The sequence below is a fragment of the Methanobrevibacter millerae genome, assembly GCF_001477655.1.
GTDB classification, from domain to species: domain Archaea; phylum Methanobacteriota; class Methanobacteria; order Methanobacteriales; family Methanobacteriaceae; genus Methanocatella; species Methanocatella millerae_A.
This window is the reverse complement of sequence record NZ_CP011266.1, coordinates 1,850,757-1,868,103: the sequence shown is the minus strand read 5'-3', so window position 1 is coordinate 1,868,103 and position 17,347 is coordinate 1,850,757. Positions and strand designations below refer to the sequence as shown.

Annotated in this window: 22 protein-coding genes and 1 tRNA gene; 21 read left to right on the top strand and 2 right to left on the bottom strand. The window is 32.4% G+C overall.

Annotation, left to right across the window (positions count from 1 at the left end; all coding sequences use genetic code 11):
- The first annotated feature begins 1 nt into the window (after position 1).
- The 19 genes from SM9_RS08180 to SM9_RS08090 all read left to right on the top strand — a co-directional run bounded on the left by SM9_RS08180 (position 2) and on the right by SM9_RS08090 (position 13,547).
- Complete coding sequence (locus SM9_RS08180) at positions 2–730, top strand: 30S ribosomal protein S4e (protein ID WP_058739675.1); 729 nt, start codon at positions 2–4, stop codon at positions 728–730.
- On the top strand, positions 727–1,248 hold the full coding sequence (locus SM9_RS08175) for a 50S ribosomal protein L5 (protein ID WP_058739674.1): 522 nt from the start codon (positions 727–729) through the stop codon (positions 1,246–1,248). The genes SM9_RS08180 and SM9_RS08175 overlap by 4 nt, the downstream gene beginning before the upstream one ends.
- Positions 1,249–1,401 carry a 30S ribosomal protein S14 gene (locus SM9_RS08170; RefSeq protein ID WP_198144363.1) on the top strand — a complete coding sequence of 51 codons (153 nt, stop codon included), beginning with the start codon at positions 1,249–1,251 and terminating at the stop codon, positions 1,399–1,401.
- Positions 1,402–1,412: 11 nt separating this feature from the next.
- Entirely contained in the window at positions 1,413–1,805 is a 393-nt protein-coding gene (locus SM9_RS08165) for a 30S ribosomal protein S8 (protein WP_058739672.1), read from the top strand.
- Positions 1,806–1,813: 8 nt separating this feature from the next.
- Complete coding sequence (locus SM9_RS08160; protein ID WP_058739671.1) at positions 1,814–2,350, top strand: 50S ribosomal protein L6; 537 nt, start codon at positions 1,814–1,816, stop codon at positions 2,348–2,350.
- A 12-nt stretch (positions 2,351–2,362) separates the two neighbouring features.
- Positions 2,363–2,698, top strand: coding sequence for a 50S ribosomal protein L32e (locus SM9_RS08155; RefSeq protein ID WP_058739670.1), 336 nt, complete (start codon positions 2,363–2,365; stop codon positions 2,696–2,698).
- A gap of 135 nt (positions 2,699–2,833) precedes the next feature.
- The gene (locus SM9_RS08150; RefSeq protein ID WP_058739669.1) at positions 2,834–3,289 is read left to right on the top strand and encodes a 50S ribosomal protein L19e; all 456 of its coding nucleotides are present in this window, start codon (positions 2,834–2,836) and stop codon (positions 3,287–3,289) included.
- A gap of 2 nt (positions 3,290–3,291) precedes the next feature.
- Positions 3,292–3,873: a 50S ribosomal protein L18 gene (locus SM9_RS08145; RefSeq protein WP_058739668.1), complete on the top strand. Its 582-nt coding sequence runs from the start codon at positions 3,292–3,294 to the stop codon at positions 3,871–3,873.
- 2 nt (positions 3,874–3,875) lie between these two features.
- Positions 3,876–4,517, top strand: a complete 642-nt coding sequence (rpsE, locus tag SM9_RS08140; protein ID WP_058739667.1) for a 30S ribosomal protein S5 — start codon at positions 3,876–3,878, stop codon at positions 4,515–4,517.
- 12 nt (positions 4,518–4,529) lie between these two features.
- Positions 4,530–4,988, top strand: coding sequence for a 50S ribosomal protein L30 (locus tag SM9_RS08135; RefSeq protein WP_058739666.1), 459 nt, complete (start codon positions 4,530–4,532; stop codon positions 4,986–4,988).
- A 14-nt stretch (positions 4,989–5,002) separates the two neighbouring features.
- The gene (locus tag SM9_RS08130) at positions 5,003–5,440 is read left to right on the top strand and encodes an uL15m family ribosomal protein (RefSeq protein WP_058739665.1); all 438 of its coding nucleotides are present in this window, start codon (positions 5,003–5,005) and stop codon (positions 5,438–5,440) included.
- Between the two features lie 29 nt (positions 5,441–5,469).
- Positions 5,470–6,834, top strand: coding sequence for a preprotein translocase subunit SecY (gene secY, locus SM9_RS08125; RefSeq protein WP_058739664.1), 1,365 nt, complete (start codon positions 5,470–5,472; stop codon positions 6,832–6,834).
- A 31-nt stretch (positions 6,835–6,865) separates the two neighbouring features.
- Complete coding sequence (locus SM9_RS08120) at positions 6,866–7,423, top strand: adenylate kinase (protein ID WP_058739663.1); 558 nt, start codon at positions 6,866–6,868, stop codon at positions 7,421–7,423.
- A gap of 9 nt (positions 7,424–7,432) precedes the next feature.
- Complete coding sequence (locus SM9_RS08115; protein WP_058739662.1) at positions 7,433–8,023, top strand: DUF106 domain-containing protein; 591 nt, start codon at positions 7,433–7,435, stop codon at positions 8,021–8,023.
- Between the two features lie 118 nt (positions 8,024–8,141).
- On the top strand, positions 8,142–8,408 hold the full coding sequence (locus tag SM9_RS08110; protein ID WP_058739661.1) for a 50S ribosomal protein L34e: 267 nt from the start codon (positions 8,142–8,144) through the stop codon (positions 8,406–8,408).
- Positions 8,408–8,926, top strand: a complete 519-nt coding sequence (cmk, locus tag SM9_RS08105; protein WP_058739660.1) for a (d)CMP kinase — start codon at positions 8,408–8,410, stop codon at positions 8,924–8,926. The genes SM9_RS08110 and cmk overlap by 1 nt, the downstream gene beginning before the upstream one ends.
- Positions 8,926–9,147, top strand: coding sequence for a 50S ribosomal protein L14e (locus SM9_RS08100; RefSeq protein WP_058739659.1), 222 nt, complete (start codon positions 8,926–8,928; stop codon positions 9,145–9,147). The genes cmk and SM9_RS08100 overlap by 1 nt, the downstream gene beginning before the upstream one ends.
- Before the next feature lie 66 nt (positions 9,148–9,213).
- Positions 9,214–10,179, top strand: coding sequence for an RNA-guided pseudouridylation complex pseudouridine synthase subunit Cbf5 (locus SM9_RS08095; protein ID WP_058739658.1), 966 nt, complete (start codon positions 9,214–9,216; stop codon positions 10,177–10,179).
- Between the two features lie 167 nt (positions 10,180–10,346).
- Positions 10,347–13,547, top strand: a complete 3,201-nt coding sequence (locus SM9_RS08090) for a C1 family peptidase (protein ID WP_058739657.1) — start codon at positions 10,347–10,349, stop codon at positions 13,545–13,547.
- Between the two features lie 20 nt (positions 13,548–13,567).
- On the opposite strand, the gene SM9_RS08085 is transcribed toward SM9_RS08090, so the two are convergent.
- Together SM9_RS08085 and SM9_RS08080 are read right to left on the bottom strand one after the other, a co-directional pair.
- Positions 13,568–15,343, bottom strand: coding sequence for a DUF2207 domain-containing protein (locus SM9_RS08085; protein WP_058739656.1), 1,776 nt, complete (start codon positions 15,341–15,343; stop codon positions 13,568–13,570).
- A gap of 12 nt (positions 15,344–15,355) precedes the next feature.
- Positions 15,356–15,916: a LemA family protein gene (locus SM9_RS08080; protein WP_058739655.1), complete on the bottom strand. Its 561-nt coding sequence runs from the start codon at positions 15,914–15,916 to the stop codon at positions 15,356–15,358.
- Positions 15,917–16,630: 714 nt separating this feature from the next.
- On the opposite strand from SM9_RS08080, the gene SM9_RS08075 reads away from it, so the two are divergent.
- Both SM9_RS08075 and SM9_RS08070 read left to right on the top strand, forming a co-directional pair.
- Positions 16,631–16,715, top strand: a tRNA-Ser gene (locus SM9_RS08075).
- 185 nt (positions 16,716–16,900) lie between these two features.
- A complete protein-coding gene (locus SM9_RS08070) occupies positions 16,901–17,344 on the top strand; it encodes a 30S ribosomal protein S13 (RefSeq protein WP_058739654.1) in 444 nt (147 codons plus the stop codon).
- Positions 17,345–17,347 lie beyond the last annotated feature (3 nt).

The window sequence follows — 17,347 nt, the reverse complement described above, 5'->3', positions numbered from 1 at the left end:
AATGGCTAAAATGGGATCTAGAAAACATCTTAAAAGATATAAAGCACCTAAAACTTGGCCTATTCATCCTAAAGAAGATACCTGGACAGTTAAACCTTCCGCAGGTTCTCATGCTATTGTTGATGCAATTCCATTAACTTTAGTTATCAGAGATATTTTAAAATTAGCAGATAATTCTAGAGAAGCTAAAAGGATTATTAACTCAGGTAATGTTTTAGTAGATGGCAGAGTTGTCAAAGATTATAAATTCCCAGTTGGTTTCCAAGATGTTATAGAAATTCCAAAAACTGGTGAGATTTACAGAGTTCTTTTAGACACTAAAGGAAGATTACAATTAAAATTAATCGAAGAAAATGATTTAAAATTAAGTAAAATTGTTAATAAAACCACTATTAAAGGTGGAAAAATTCAATTAAACTTACACGATGGTAAAAATCTCATTCTCGATGAAAATGATTACAATGTTGGAGATGTAATTTGTTTAAAAGTACCTGAACAAGAAATTAAAGAAGTTTATCCTTTAGAAATTGGTGCTACTGTTCTTGTTACTGGTGGTAAACACACTGGTGAATTAGGTACTGTAAGTGAAATTATTGAAAATCAATCATCAAATCCAAATACTATTATCATCGAAAATAGTGCAAAAGATGAATTTTTAACTTTAAAAGATTATGCATTTGTAGTTGGTAGCGATGCTCCAGCAATTTCTTTATTGGAGGTTAATAAATGAACCCAATGAATGAAGTTAAAATCGAAAAAGCTACTGTCAGTATTGGTGTAGGAGAAGCTGGTGAAAAATTATCACGTGCTATTACTCTTTTAGAAGAAATGTTTGATCAAACCCCAGTTAAAACTTATTCAAAAGTTACTAATCCTGAATGGGGTATCAGAAAACGTCAACCAATCGCATGTAAATTAACTTTACGTGGAGAGAAAGCTGACAAAGCAATTGAAATGGTTTTAGAAGGAATTAGCAGAAACATTAAACCTACTCAATTTGATGCTCAAGGAAACCTTTCCTTCGGTATTAAAGAACATATTGATATTCCTGGAATGAAATATAATCCTGATATCGGTATTTTTGGTATGAATGTTTCAATCACTTTTGAAAAACCTGGTTACAGAATAGCTAGAAGAAAAATCCAACAAAAGAAAGTTCCTCAAAAACATAGAATTTCTAAAGAAGAAACCATGAAATTCATGGAAGAAAACTTTAATGTTAATTATGTAACTGAAATAAATGAATAGGTGATTAGTTTGCCAAGAAAATATGGAAAAGCAGCAAAAAAATGTGCTCGTTGTGGAGACCACTCTGCTATGATTAGTAGATATGGATTAAATTTGTGCAGACAATGTTTTAGGGAAATTGCTCCTAAAATCGGATTTAAAAAATATAATTAAGGTGTTATGATATGAGTCTTATGGATCCTCTTGCAGATGCTTTAACAAATATTAGAAATAACGAATTACAAGTAAACGACTCTTGTGTTATTTCTCCTGCTTCCAAATTAATCGGGGAAGTTTTAAGCACAATGCAAAAAGAGAATTATATTGGTAACTTTGAATACATCGATGACAATAGAGCAGGAAAATTCACAGTTGAATTATTAGGTAACATTAACAAATGTGGTGTTATCAAACCTCGTCACGCTGTAAAGAAAGATGAATTTGAGAAATTTGAAAAAAGATATTTGCCAGCAAAAAACTTCGGTATTTTAATTGTCACTACTCCTCAGGGAATTATGACTCACTATGAGGCTAAAGAAAAAGGAATTGGTGGACGTTTGTTGGCTTACATGTATTAGGTGATATAATGGTAGTAGCTGCAGCTATAAGGGAAGAAATTGAAATCCCTGAAGGCGTTGAAGTTATAATTGAAAATAATGAGGTCACTGTAAAAGGACCTAATGGAGAAGATTCCAGAAAATTTACTTATCCTAATGTAAGTATTAAAAAAGATGAAGACAATGTTGTTTTAGAAACAGCATTTCCTAAAAAGAAAGATAAAGCAATGATTGGAACCACAAAAGCACACATCAACAATATGATTACTGGTGTAACTGATGGTTTTGAATATCATATGAAAATCGTATTTGCTCACTTTCCAATGACTGTAAAAGTCGAAAAAGATATCGTAAATATTGACAATTTCCTCGGGGAAAGACACCCAAGAACTGCAAAAATTGTAGGTAGTGCTAAAGTAGCAGTTAAAGGTGATGAGGTAACAATTACTGGTATTAATAAGGAACATGTTGGTCAAACCATGGCTAACTTAGAACAAGCAACTAAAATTAAAGGAAGAGATCCTAGAGTATTCCAAGACGGAATATACTTAACTAGCAAAGAATAATTGGTGATTATTATGGCTAATAAAAGATTTAAAAGACAAGAATATGCTCGTTATAAAAAACTTGGAATAAAATGGAGACGCCCTAGAGGTAAAACAAGTAAAATGAGAAGATATGAAGCAGGAAAACCAGACATGCCTGCTATTGGATACAGAACCCCTAGAGCTATTAGGAATTTACACCCTTCCGGTTATAATGATGTTCTTGTTCACAATATGAATGAATTAGAAGCTTTAAATCCAGAAACTGATGCTGCAAGAATCAGTGCTTCTATTGGTAAAAGGAAAAAACTCATGATGTTAGATAAAGCATCTGAGTTAGGAATTAAAGTCTTAAATAAAAATATTTAAATGAATTTATATTTATAGGTCATATCATTTCAGGGGCTTTTATAGAATTGCTATGACTATTAAAGATAAAATTAAGGGAGTTTAGATTATTTATCTAAATTTATCAGCTATGCTGAATTATGGAGGATTATATATATGAATCTTACAACTCAAAAAAGATTAGCTGCAAGTATCCTCAAAGTAGGGCTTAATCGTGTATGGATTGATCCTGAAAGAATTGAAGAAGTATCCATGGCGATTACTAGAGATGGAGTTAAGCAGTTAATTAATGATGGAGCTATTAAAGCAAAACCTCAAAAAGGTATTAGTAGCTACAGATCTAAAAAAATCGCAGAACAAAAAGCAAAAGGAAAAAGAAAAGGTGCAGGTAGTAGAAAAGGTGCAAAAAAAGCTCGTACTCCTAAGAAAAAACAATGGATGACTACAATCAGAGCTTTAAGAAAAGACCTTAAAGAAATGCGTGAAGATGAAGTTATTGATGCTACCACTTACCGTAAATTATACAAAATGGCAAAAGGTGGAGCTTTCAGAAGTAAATCTTACATGAGAAACTACGCACGTGACCATGACTTAATTAAAGGAGATGAGTAAACATGGCACAAGGAACTAATTATAAAGTAGCATTTAGAAGAAGAAGAGAAGGAAAAACCGATTACGGTGCTAGGATTAAATTAATTGATTACGAAAAATCTCGTTTAGTTGTTAGAATTTCTAACGCTCAAGCTACTGTTCAAGTTATAGATTACACTCCTGAAGGAGATGTCACTGTTGCATCTGCTGTTGGTAAACAATTATCTAACTACGGTTACTTAGGAAATGCTGGTAATATTACTGGTGTTTATTTAACTGGTTACCTCTGTGCTAAAAGAGCTTTAGCTGCAGGTGTAGACTATGCAATTTTAGACATTGGTTTAAGATCTCCTATTAAAGGTTCTAAAATATTCGCAGCTCTCAAAGGTGCTGTTGATGCAGGTTTAGAAGTTCCTCACGGAGACTTTATTTTCCCTGAAGACGAACGTATTAGAGGAGAACATATCGCAAATTATGCTGAATCTTTAGATGATGAAGATAAAGCTAAAAAATTCTCAAAGTATTTAGAAAGAGGTTTAGAGCCTGCAGACTTACCTGAAAACTTTGATGAAACTATTAAGAAGATTGATGAGGCAGAGGAATAACTATGAGTTTTAATATTGATGAATGGGAACCTAAAACTAAAATGGGTCAATTAGTTAAAGATGGAACCATTACTGATATCGATGAAATCTTTGAAAAAGGTCTTCCAATTATGGAATTAGAAATAGTTGATGCCTTAATTCCGGATTTAGAAGAAGAAGTAATGGATGTTAACTTAGTTCAAAGGATGCATAAATCCGGTAGAAAAGTTAATTTCAGAGTAATTGTTGCTGTAGGTAACAAAGATGGTTATGTTGGATTAGGTCAAGGTAAAGCTAAAGAGGTTGGACCTGCAATCAGAAAAGCTGTTGATAATGCTAAATATAACATTATCAAAGTAAGAAGAGGCTGTGGTGATTGGGGTTGTGTTTGTGGAAGAGAACACACAGTACCTTTCAAAGTACAAGGTAAAACCAGTAGTGTTAGCGTAAACTTAATGCCTGCACCTGCAGGAGTAGGTTTAGTAATTGGTGATGTAGGTAAAACCATTTTAAAACTTGCTGGTATTCACGATGTATGGTCTCAATCTTTCGGTCAAACCCAAACTACTGTTAACTTTGCTAATGCAGTATTTGATGCTTTAAAAACTTTAAGTGAAGTTAAAGCAAGTAAAGAAGACCTCAAGAAAATGGGAGTTAACTATTAATTGGTGATGATTATGTTTTTAGTTATTAGAGTTAGAGGAACTACTGGTGTCATTCAAAAAGTTGCTGACACTTTACACATGTTAAGACTTAACAGAATCAACCACGCAGTATTAGTTGAAGAAAATCCTAGTTTTGAAGGTATGCTTCAAAAGTCTAAGGATTACATTACCTGGGGTGAAATTGATGCTGAACTTTTAGCCCAACTTATTGCTAAAAGAGGTAGAATCGAAGGTAATAACAAAGTAACTGATGAATTTGTAGCTGAAAATTCAGATTACAAAGACATTGCTGAATTAGCAGAAGCTGTAATCAAATCAGAAGTTAAATTAGCTGATGTGGGAATTAAACCTGTATTCCGTTTACACCCTCCTAGAAAAGGATATGAGGATATCCGTTTATCCATTAATGAAGGTGGATCATTAGGTTACAGGGGCGAAGAAATTAAAGATCTCGCAAAAAGAATGCTTTAAATTAGGTGTTTATTATGATTAGAACAAAACGTAAAATTAACAAACTCAGAGGTTCTAGATCCAACGGAGGAGGCTGTACTAAAAAACGTAGAGGTGCAGGTAACAAAGGTGGAAAAGGTAAAGCTGGAGCCGGAAAACAACACTGGACTTGGACTGTTATCCACGATCCTGATCATTTCGGTAAACATGGTTTTAAAAGACCTCAAAAAATGATTAAAAAAGTTAATTCTGTTAACTTAAGTTACTTAGAAGAAAAAGCTGATGATTTAATTGCTGATGGAAAAGCATCCATGGATGGAGATGCTATTGTTATTGATGTGACCGAATTAGGTTATGATAAAGTTTTAGCTAAAGGTAAAATCTCTAAAACTTTCAAAATTTCAGCTCCTAAATTCTCAGCATCTGCTATTGAAAAAATTGAAGAAGTAGGAGGAGAGGCTATAGAATTATAGTCTTCCTTTATAATTTTTAGAGGAATAAAATGTCATCTCTTGAAGTATTGGAGCCAATGTTTAAGTTTTTACCTGAAGTAAAATCTCCTGTTCATCATGAAGATTTTAATGAAAAACTTAAATGGACTGCTCTTATTTTGGTATTATATTACATTTTAACTCAAATACCCTTATACGGATTAAGTCCGGCTGCTGTGGATAACTTTGCAGCTTTAAGGGCAGTTATGGCTGGAAGTTTCGGTTCAATTCTTACTTTGGGAATTGGTCCTATTGTTACTGCATCAATTGTATTGCAGTTATTAGTCGGTTCTGGTTTATTAGATTTGGATCTTTCTTCACACAAAGACAAGTCTCATTTCCAAGCTACTCAAAAACTGTTATCTATTGTTTTTACAATGTTTGAGGCGGGTGTTCTAGTATTAACTGGTAACTTAGTACCAATTGATAATTCTTATCTTGGTGTATTATTCCTTCAACTTGTAATTGGTGCAGTTTTAGTTATATATTTGGATGAAGTTGTTTCTAAATGGGGATTCGGTAGTGGTATTGGTTTATTCATTGCTGCTGGTGTATGTCAACAAATTCTTGTTGGAACATTCAATTTCTTACCGGGCACTGATGGAATAATGACTGGTGCTATTCCAGGATTTATACAATCTATTGCTGCTGGTGCTGCTAATTTCACATTATTAATTCCATTAATTGCAACAATTTGTGTATTCTTGGTTGTTGTTTATGGAGAATCTATCCGTGTTGAAATTCCAATTTCACATGGTGCTGTAAAAGGACATGGAAGAATTAGAGGTTCTGTTGGTAAATATCCTTTAAAATTCGTTTATGCAAGTAACATGCCAGTTATTTTAACAAGTGCACTTCTTGTAAACGTTACACTTTTGGCAAATGTTTTCCAAAAAATTGGTTTCCCTATTTTAGGTCAAATCGAAAACGGTAAAGCTGTAAATGGTGCTGCATGGTTATTGTCAACACCAAATAATATTGGAATGTTCGCTACAGAACCTATACATATTATTGTATATGCTATATTCTTCTTGGCATGTTGTGTTTTATTCTCATACTTGTGGGTTGAAATCAGTGGATTAAATGCTAAGAAAATTTCAGAACAACTTTACAATTCAGGTATCCAAATACCTGGTTTCAGAAGCAGTAAACGTCAATTATATAAAATTTTGAAAAAATATATTCCTGCTCTTACCATTATAAGTGGTTTATATGTAGGTATTATTGCATTCTTTGCAGATTTAACTGGTGCTTTAGGTGGAGGTACCGGTGTATTGCTTACTGTAGGTATTATACATAAGCTATATGAAGAAATGGCTGAAGAACAATTAATGTCTTCAAATCCACTACTTAGGAAAGTTTTAGGAGGAGATTAATCTTCTCCATATTTTTAATAGAGGGATTAAATTGAAATTAGTAGTATTAACAGGAATTCCAGGTTCAGGTAGTACAACTGTGCTCAATAAAGCTCTTGAGGAAGTTGATTATGTCCATTTAAACTATGGGGACATAATGACTGAACTTGCAATTGAAGAAAAAATTGTTGATGATAGAGATGCTTTAAGGAAATTACCTGCTGAAACTCAAAAAGAGATTCAAGCTAAAGCTGCTAAAAGAATCAAAGAAAGATCTGAAGAAAATAATGTGATTGTAGATACTCATTGTACTATCAATACTCCTTCTGGATTTTTACCAGGTCTTCCTATTTGGGTTTTAGAACAATTACAACCTGACTTGTTCATTATGGTTGAAGCAAATCCTGATGAGATTATTTACAGAAGAATGAATGATGATACTCGTTCCCGTGATGTTGAAAAAGCAAGTGATATTCAATTACATCAAGAAATGAATAGGGCTGCTTCTATGGCATATGCAACATTAACTGGAGCTACAGTAAAAATCATTGCTAATCATGATAATCATTTGCCAAAAACTATATCAAAATTAGTAGAAGTTTTAAAATAGGTGAATAGTATGGCTGATATTTTTAGTATGCTTAGTGGTGGGGTTTTGGATATATTGAATACATTATTCAATCCACTTCTTGCATTGGATCCAAACCCACAAAATCCTGCTTTAACAGTTTTAGTTATCGCATTTATTGTTTCTTTAATTACTACTGTTGCTAACAAGTATTTAGTAGATCAAGATAAAGTCAATGAAAATCAAAAAAAATCTAGAGAACTTTCTTCAAGAATGAGGGAAGCTCAAAAGAAAGGGGATGGAAAAGAACTTGCTAAACTTCAAGCTGAACAAACAGAAATGCTCAAAAATCAAAATGCAGTAATGATGGAATCTTTTAAACCAATGCTTGTTACTTTTGTTCCAATCATTTTAATTTTCTTTTGGATGAGGACTTCTATTATCAGTAATTTAGTTTTAATCTTACCTGCTCCTGCTTATTGGCTTACTTTAACTCCATTTTGGCATTTCATTGGTCAATTTTTATATGGAGGAAAAGCTACTATTCCATATGGTATTGGCTGGTTATTATGGTATATGATTTGTACTTTTGGTATGAGTCAAATTTTAAGAAAATTCTTAGGATTCAAACAAGGGTTCTAATTTAACCCTTGAATCTTATATATTTATTAATGATGAAATAGATATATTATAGTATTCTATTTTGAATACGCTATTACACAATTATTAAATTTTTTATTAAATTAATCAAGGTGATTAAATGCCTGCAAATAGGTTTAGATCAAGATCATATAAAAGAATGAGAAAAAACACTCCTGGTGGAGAAAATGTTTTAAGATACAAAAAGAAAAAACCATCTAAGCATGTTTGTGCTGAATGTGGTGCTGTATTACATGGAGTTCCTCGTGGACGTCCATATGAAATTGGTAAACTTTCAAAAACTAGTAAAAGACCTAGCCGTCCATACGGTGGGTACTTATGTACTAAATGTATGCGTAAACATTTCAAAGAAGAGGCTAGAAAATAATGATAATTACTCTCGGTGGATTAGCTGGAACTGGAACAACAACCACTGCGGAATTACTTAGTGAAAAGTTAGATATTCCTTATATTTCTGCAGGGTATGTTTTTAGACAGATGGCTTCTGAAAGAGGTATGTCTGTCTTGGAGTTTAGTGAATTCGCTGAAGGTAATGATGATATTGATAAAGAAATTGATAAAAGACAAGCTGAACTCGCTAAATCTTCAGATAATTTAATAGTTGAAGGCAGGTTATCTGCTTATTTTGTTGAAGCTGATTTAAAACTTTGGTTAGTAACTCCCTTTGATGTGCGTTCTCAAAGAATTGCTGAAAGGGAATCAAAATCTGTAGATGTAGCATCCGAAGAAATTATTGTTCGTGAGGAAAGTGAAGCTTTAAGATATATGGATATCCATAATATTGATATAAAAAATATGGATATTTATGATTTGATTATTAATACTGGTACATTCAATCCTGAAGAAGTATCAGAAATCATTTTAACAACATTAAAGGTGATATAATGGCATCAATTGAAGTAGGAAGAGTATGTGTTAAAACTGCTGGAAGAGAAGCTGGTGAAAAATGTGCAATCGTTGAAATCATCGACGAAAACTATGTTGAAGTTATCGGAGAAGCTGTTAAAAACAGAAGATGTAACATTGCTCACTTAGAACCAACTGAAGAAACTATCGATGTTTCTGGCGACGCTGACTCTATCAAAGCAGCTTTAGCTGATTTATAAGATGAATAATTTTACTTATTCATTATTTTTTACTATTTTTTTATACTATTTTTTAAGGTTTAATTCATGAAAACTAATTTAATTACAAAATCCAAATCCATTACAAATCCTGAATATGGGTGTAAACCTGAGGATAGGGAAATTACTGATTATATTAATAATGGAGTTATTAATTTAGATAAACCTTCAGGACCAACATCCCATGAAGTAGACTCATGGGTAAAACGAATTTTAAAATTAGATAAAACTGGTCATGGGGGTACGCTTGATCCTAAAGTTACGGGTATTTTACCTGTAGGTTTGGCTGATGCAACCCGTGCAATACAGTTATTATTAACTGCTCCAAAGGAATATGTGTGTTTACTTACATTTCATGCTGATGTGCCTGAAAGTGAAATTCGTCGTGTTTTTGAGGAGTTTACCGGTAAAATTTTTCAATTGCCACCTGTTAAATCTGCCGTCAAACGTGAATTAAGAACACGTAATGTTTACTATTCTACTATTTATGAAATTAAAGGCCGTGATGTTTTATTTAGAATAGGATGTGAAGCAGGAACTTATGTAAGAACATACTGCCACAATATTGGTGAAGCTTTGGGAGTTGGAGCTCATATGGCGGAGCTTAGAAGAACGCAGGTCGGATCTTTTCGTGAACGTGAAAATTTAGTTACATTACAGGATGTAACTGATGCATATCATTTCTACATTGAAGATGGAGATGAATCATTTTTGCGTGAAGCAATAATGCCAATGGAGAGGGCTGCTGACTATTTGCCGAAAGTAGTGATAAAGGATTCTGCTGTTGATGCAATCTGTCATGGGGCAGACCTTGCAAGCGGTGGGGTGGCTTATTTGTCTGATAACATTAAAAAAGGCGATATTGTGGCTATAGAAACCCTTAAAGGTGAATTGGTTGGTGCAGGAAATTCATTGTATTTTACAGATGAGATTCTTGAAGCTGAAGGTGGTTTTGTAGTAAATACATCAAAAGTATTCATGAAACCTGGTGTATATCCAAGATTGTGGAAATAACTATTTTCGAATCAATTTTTTGATTCATTAAATTATTTTTTTCTAATTATTTTAACATTTTTTATTACTTTGATGAAAACAGTACTTCATAGTGAATATTAATCATACAGTTTCGATAATTTTTTTAAGAATATTCTATAAAATATTAGTAATATATGGTTGATATTATGAAAAAATTTAGAATTTTATTTATTTTTCTGGTGCTTTTTATTTCTGTTAGTGCAGTTTACGCTGATGGAAACTTTTCAAGTCTTCAGACAGAAATTAATGATGCCGGCAACAGTATTGAAATAACTGATGATTATATTTATGACAATTCCACGGATTATCTGTTAAATAGTGGAATAGTTGTCAATAAAACGGGTTTTACCATTAATGGTAATGGACATACAATTAACGGTAATGGACAGGCAAGAATTTTTAATGTTATTGGTGATATTAATATTAATAATCTTAACTTAATAAACGGTTTTTCAAAGGAGAATGGTGGAGCTATCTTTACTAAGGATAGGATAAATTTTAATAATGTCACTTTCGAAAATAACTCTGCTAAGCAAGGTGGTGCAGTAAGGATTGATTTGATTGAAGCGAACAATTGCGTTTTTATCAATAATCATGCCGAAAATGGCGGAGCAGTTTCTTTTTCTTTTCATTCCACCATTAATAATTGCGTATTTAAAGATTCATATAATTTAACTTATTCATTATTATATGGGGCAGATGAAAATTCTGGAATCAGAATTGTAAATTCCACATTTTCAAATTCAACTTCAAAGTTCGCTACAGCAGTATATAATAGGAAAAATACTGTAATTGTTAATTCAAATTTCGTAAACCTTCATTCAACAGAAAGTGCTGGTGCAATTCTGCTTAGTCAAATGAGTGTTGCGCAAATTATTAATTGTACATTTATGAATGTCACTGCCGTAAAGAATGGTGGGGCAGTATTTATAGATGTGTTTGGTAATGGTTTGCCTGGAACTACATTGATTGCCAATACCAGTTTCATCAATTCCACAGGGAATTTTGGCGGAGCTCTGCTTCAGTTACATGGTAATTTAACAATAAATAATTCAAAATTTATTAATAATGCGGCTACTTTCGATGGGGGAGCAATATATGCATCTAATGTAAATGCAAATATCTATAACATTTCCGTTATTTCAAATAAATTGATGGATGAAGAAAATAATGGTGGGGGAATGTTTTTTGATAAAAGTACTTTAAATATTTCAAATTCAGACTTCATCAACAATACAAAAAATGCTATTTATGCCTATGACTGTAATTTATATGTTAACAGAAGCAATTTTAAAAATAACAATGAAGCAATTCATGGGGTTTTTCTTAATTATGAAATGGGTGAACTAAATTTGAACAATGATTCACTAATTTTAAATGAAACTGACTTTTTCAATGTGGTTAGTAAAAATCCGATCAGTTTAATTCTGATTAATAATTCAATAGATGTAGTAAATTTGCCAAAAAAATTTGATTCACGGGAATGGGGATGGATAAGTTCTGTTAAAAATCAAATAATTGATGGTAGTTGTTGGACTTTTGGAACAATAGCGGCTCTTGAATCCGCATTACTCAAATCAACAGGAATTGAATATGATTTTTCAGAAAATAATATAAAAGATACTATGTTACAATATTCGAAATATGGTATTTATGATGTAGTGGGTAGTGGATATATTCCATATGCAACTCAAAATATCCTTAGTTGGTTAGGGCCTGTTTTTGAAAAAAATGATACTTTTGATGAAATGGCAAAAGTTTCACCAATATTTTTTACTGGTGATAATATTCATATTCAAGATGCAATCTTTGTGGGGCCTAGGAAAAATTTAACTGATAATGATGAAATTAAAAAAGCCATAATGAAATATGGATCATTGGCAATAGAGTATTATTCGTCAGTAGGTGCTCCGGACTATAATAACAAAACACATGCCCAGTATCAGAATTTATTAAATGAAAGGACACATGTCGTTTCTGTTGTGGGGTGGGATGATAATTATCCCAAAGAAAATTTCTTAACTACTCCTCCAGGAGATGGTGCATGGATACTAAAAGATAATTTTGGTTTTGAAAATGGGGATAAAGGATATATCTATCTGTCTTATTATGACGTAAGTTTTCTAAATTTAAGTTATGCAGTAGGATTTATCATTGAAAATACTGAAAAATACGCAAGAAATTATCAAACGGATTTAAGCGGGAATATGATATTCTTCGATGATATGTTTGGCAAGAATGTTTCTTATAAAATCACATATCAATCCCAAAAGACTGAATTAATAAGTGGGGTTGGAACATACTTTAAATATGATGGTGAACCTTATGTGCTTAACATTTATGTAAATAATGAATTAAAACATGTGCAAAATGGAACAGGGTCTTATTATGGTTTCCATACAGTAAAATTAACAGATGAAATTCCAATAAATCTGGGGGATAATTTTACAGTAGAAATAACTAAAAAGTCTGTCCCTATCTTTAATAATTCACGACAACATTATGCTAAAGATACTGTTTTCATGAAAACAGATGATGTATGGAAAGATTTGGCACTAAAAAATATGACTACATCTTTAAAAGTCTATACTAAGGATTTAGCTATTTATACGCAGGATTTGGTTAAAATATATAAGAATGATTCCAAGTTTGAAGCGGATGTTGGTGTAGCTAATGAAACCGTAACCTTTGATGTTAATGGTGTCAAATATAATCGAGTAAGTGATGAAAACGGTACGGCCAGAATAGCTATCAACCTAAATCCTGGTAACTACACAATAAGAACATCATTCAACGGCATTGCTGTTGAAAATAAAATTACTGTATTGCCTACTTTAATTGCACAAAACCTTGTCAAGTACTTCAGAAACGAATCACAGTTCTATATCGCACTGATTGATGGTACGGGCAAAGCTATCTCTGATGTAGATATTACAATGAACATCAACGGTGTATTCTACAACAGGACAACCGATGCAAATGGAACAGCTAGACTTAACATTAACTTAAACCCTGGTGAGTATATATTGACTGCTACAGACCCATTAACAGGATTAATGATGTCATATAACATTACAGTATTGCCTGTTTTAACTGCCAGTGATATCAGCATGACATATCTGGATGGAACACAATTCAAAGCAAAACTTGTCGACGGCAAGGGCAATCCATTGAAAAATGTTGGTGTTACATTTAATATTAATGGCGTATTCTATACAAGACTCACTGATTCAAATGGAACGGCTAAATTAAACATTAATCTGATGGCTGGCGAGTATATAATAACATCACAGTATGAAAATGCTCAAATTTCAAATAAAATAACTGTTTCTGCAAAAAAAGATTAAAAAAATAAAATGGTGGGAAGCTAGAAAGCTCCTCCACCTCCACCACCGGAACCTCCTCCGATATCACCGAATCCACCACCATCTGATGAAGGGTTTGCTGCTGATATTCCATTGTTGAATGCACTTTCAAGCATTATCAAACCGGAGTATGAGTGGAACATATACAAGTCGCCATAGTAATAGTCATCATCAGCAACTCTAGGTTCATGAAGTTTCATGGATTCGTAAACCTTATCTGCTACTCCAAGAGCAGTTCCATAAACAAGGTACTTGTTCCAAACAACTATTGATTCTGGGGGGTGTTCTTTAATTAAACTGTTATCTGTTAAAAACTTCTTGAAGTTCATCCATTTGAGATAGTAGACGCGGCCTTCAGGAGTCCATTTTCCAAAAATGTCTTCAGGTATAAATGAGATTGCAAGTGCAATAACTCCTAAAAATATTGAGGCAATTGTTAAAGTCCATGATGCAGGATGTTTTGAAAAAAGGGATATTATGAATAATATCACTGCAATTGCCAGTCCTCCAAATGTATACCCATAAGATATTGATGTTCCTGTGTCATTGAAGTATTCTGAAATCTGACCTATGTGTTGATTTTTTACACTTTCCTTCCAGTCATCCAATTTTTCTTTAAATAATTTGCCGTTATATTCATTATTCAATTTGGACGAAAGTCTGGATACATTAAGCATATTTCCATCGCTAAATGTTTTTAAAAGGTCATATGCTTTTTTATCAGTAATGGACAATTCTTCATATTTGCTATCATCAAATTCCAATACCAAATCATCAGTATGTTCTGCCTCTTCAATGTGTATTTTAAAGACTTTTCTGTCAATCAAATCCATAATTGCGGCTTCAAAACCCTTCATGTTGGGCTCGCCAATGCTGGATCTATTAAGTATTGCATTAACTACGGCAGGAGGATCATCACTTGGCAATTCTCTTTCATATATTCCATGATAGTCAACTTTAGGTTCTCTTCCGTATTTTAAATATACAAAAATTAAGGATAGCGGAGATATAAAGCAAAGTGCAGATAATATGTTAAATATATTTCCCCAAAAGCTAACTCCGCCTTTATAATCGGACTGCTTTTGCATAATCTGCTCTTTGGCATCACTGTTTACATGCTTTGCATATGTTGCATTTGAAAAATCATCAAGTGGCATCAGTACCTGCAATTCGTAGAATTCTCCCTTTGGTATTGAAGTTGTCTCAACATGTATGGTATTTCCATTAATTGAATCGCTTAAATTGTAATATTCGGGGTTCAGATAATAAATATTGTTCTTATCTCCCGGCAGATGGATATTTGCAGTTATTTTTTTAACCTCACAATCCCACTCACTGCCCCATATTTTGTACTGTAATGACCCTACATCGTTAAATATTGTAACGACATTTTTCATGTCATAAGAATAGGTAACTTTCACCTTCTGGTCATGAATTTTTTGAGTGTGCGCTTTATCGGCCCATAAGTAAACTTTCACATGTTTTTTGTTGTTCTTTTCAGATACTTCATAGCTTCCATAAGCACCATCAATATAAACATTCAGATTATCAATACTTTCTCCATCTTTTAGTGGAATATCCCTATAAACTCCATTGAAAGTACCTTCAAAAGAATAGGTGTAGCTTTCGTTTACATGGAGCAGTCCGTCTTCCTGAATGGTAAGGTCAATTAATGCATCGATAATACTATACTCCTTATCCTCTGCATAAATGGCATTGGCTGTAGAAAATATTACCAATGACAATAATATTACTACAGCTATTTTTTTATAGTTCATGGGTTTTCACCATTAAAATTCTACTTTAGGAGCTTCGCGGGATGCTTCGTCAGTTGTAAAGAATTCACCTGTTTTGAAATGGAATATTTTAGCAAGCATGCTTGATGGGAATTGTTGACATGCATTATTATACATCAATACGGTATCATTATAGAATTGTCTTGCATAGGCAATTTTATCTTCAGTATCGTTTAATTGCTCTTGAAGCTGTTGGAAATTGGAATTAGCTTTCAAGTCAGGATAATTTTCAGCAACAGCAAATAAAGTTTTTAAAGCACCAGTCAACTGATTATTCGCATCGCTTGTTTCTTTAACTCCTGATGCATTCATTACATTTCCACGAGCTCTTGTAACTTCTTCTAAAACTTCTTTTTCATGGCTGGCATAACCTTTTACAGTTTCTACCAAATTAGGTATTAAATCATTCCTTCTTTTAAGCTGAACGTCTATTTGTGCAAAACTATTCTCCACACGGTTTCTTAAACTAACTAATCTATTATACATGTGTATAAATGTATAAACGATAAATATAATGACTAAAACCATTACAATAATTAAAATCCAATTTGTCATTTTATCACCTAATTAATCATATTATATTAATGGGTAAAATATTTTTATATTGTATTTCAACTATTTTTTCTATTTTTGTAGAATTTAATTGGGGGTAAGATTTTGTTAAATCATATATGGCTATAAAAATTGAAATCACTATGGCAATACAGGAAAATAGCATCCAATTGGAGTTATAGATTTACTAATTTTTAAAAGACTTTTTACTAAATTCTCGGCTGTTGGGATACAAGAAGGTATTAACCTGTTTTTTGTCCAAATACCAGTAGATTGCAACTATTATGATAAATTAACTGATTTTGTTTTTTCAATGATGAAAGTATTGATAAAAATTGTTGATAATTCTCCCAGTAATTTCCATTAAAAATTGTAAAAATAAGTGTTTTACTAAAAGTTTAAGTCATTTTTTAAAATTTAATTGATTAATTTATATTAGATGTTGTGTAGATGTGAAATTTCAATTTCATTCTAGCATTTTTGCTCACATCGAAACACATTTATTCATTAACGGACAAACTCTATTATTAGTAATATGATATTACTTTTTCCATTTAAGATTTGGTGAGAAAAATCTAGTTCATTTTTTCATGGATTTTAGATTTTTCTTCAAAATCTTAATTTAAACAATACATTTATATAGTTTAATTATTATATATTATTATATCATGTTACATTGCGTAATGTGTGTGCAAGTATTTTTTTATAGCTAGTTGTGCCGAGATAGTCTAGCCTGGTAAGGCGCGAGACTGGAAATCTCGTGGGCGTTTTGCCCTCCTGGGTTCAAATCCCAGTCTCGGCGCTTATTAGTTTTTAACACTATTTTTTTTATATTTATTAAAGATATTGTTAAGCTGATATTTTTTTGCACTCTTAGTTATTATACTAAGTTTATATTGTTGAAAGAACTGTGTTTTGAGAAATTCAAAACATTCGAATCTATTATTTTCCGTCTCGTAGGTTCGCTCTATAAATGGAGGTTATTTAATGGAAGACGAATTTAAGCACTTAGTGCGTATTTCTAGAAAGGACGTAGATGGTAATAAAACCATTGAGCACGCTTTAACTGATATTAAAGGTATTGGTTTATCTTTATCTAAAACTATGTGCCGTATTTTGGACTTAGATTTAAACTCTAAAATCGGATACATTGCTGATGAAGATGTTGCAAAAATTGAAGACATTATAGAAAACCCTCAAAAATTTGATATTCCATCATGGATGTTAAATCGTAGGGAAGACTATGAAACTGGTGAAGACATTCACTTAATTGAATCTGACCTTGACATGACTTTAAGGGATGATTTAAACAGAATGAAAAAGACCAGAAGTTATAAAGGAAGAAGACATGAAGTTGGTTTACCTGTAAGAGGTCAAAGAACTAAATCTACTTTCAGAAAAAGTGCTTCAGTTGGTGTAAGACGTTCATAAGCA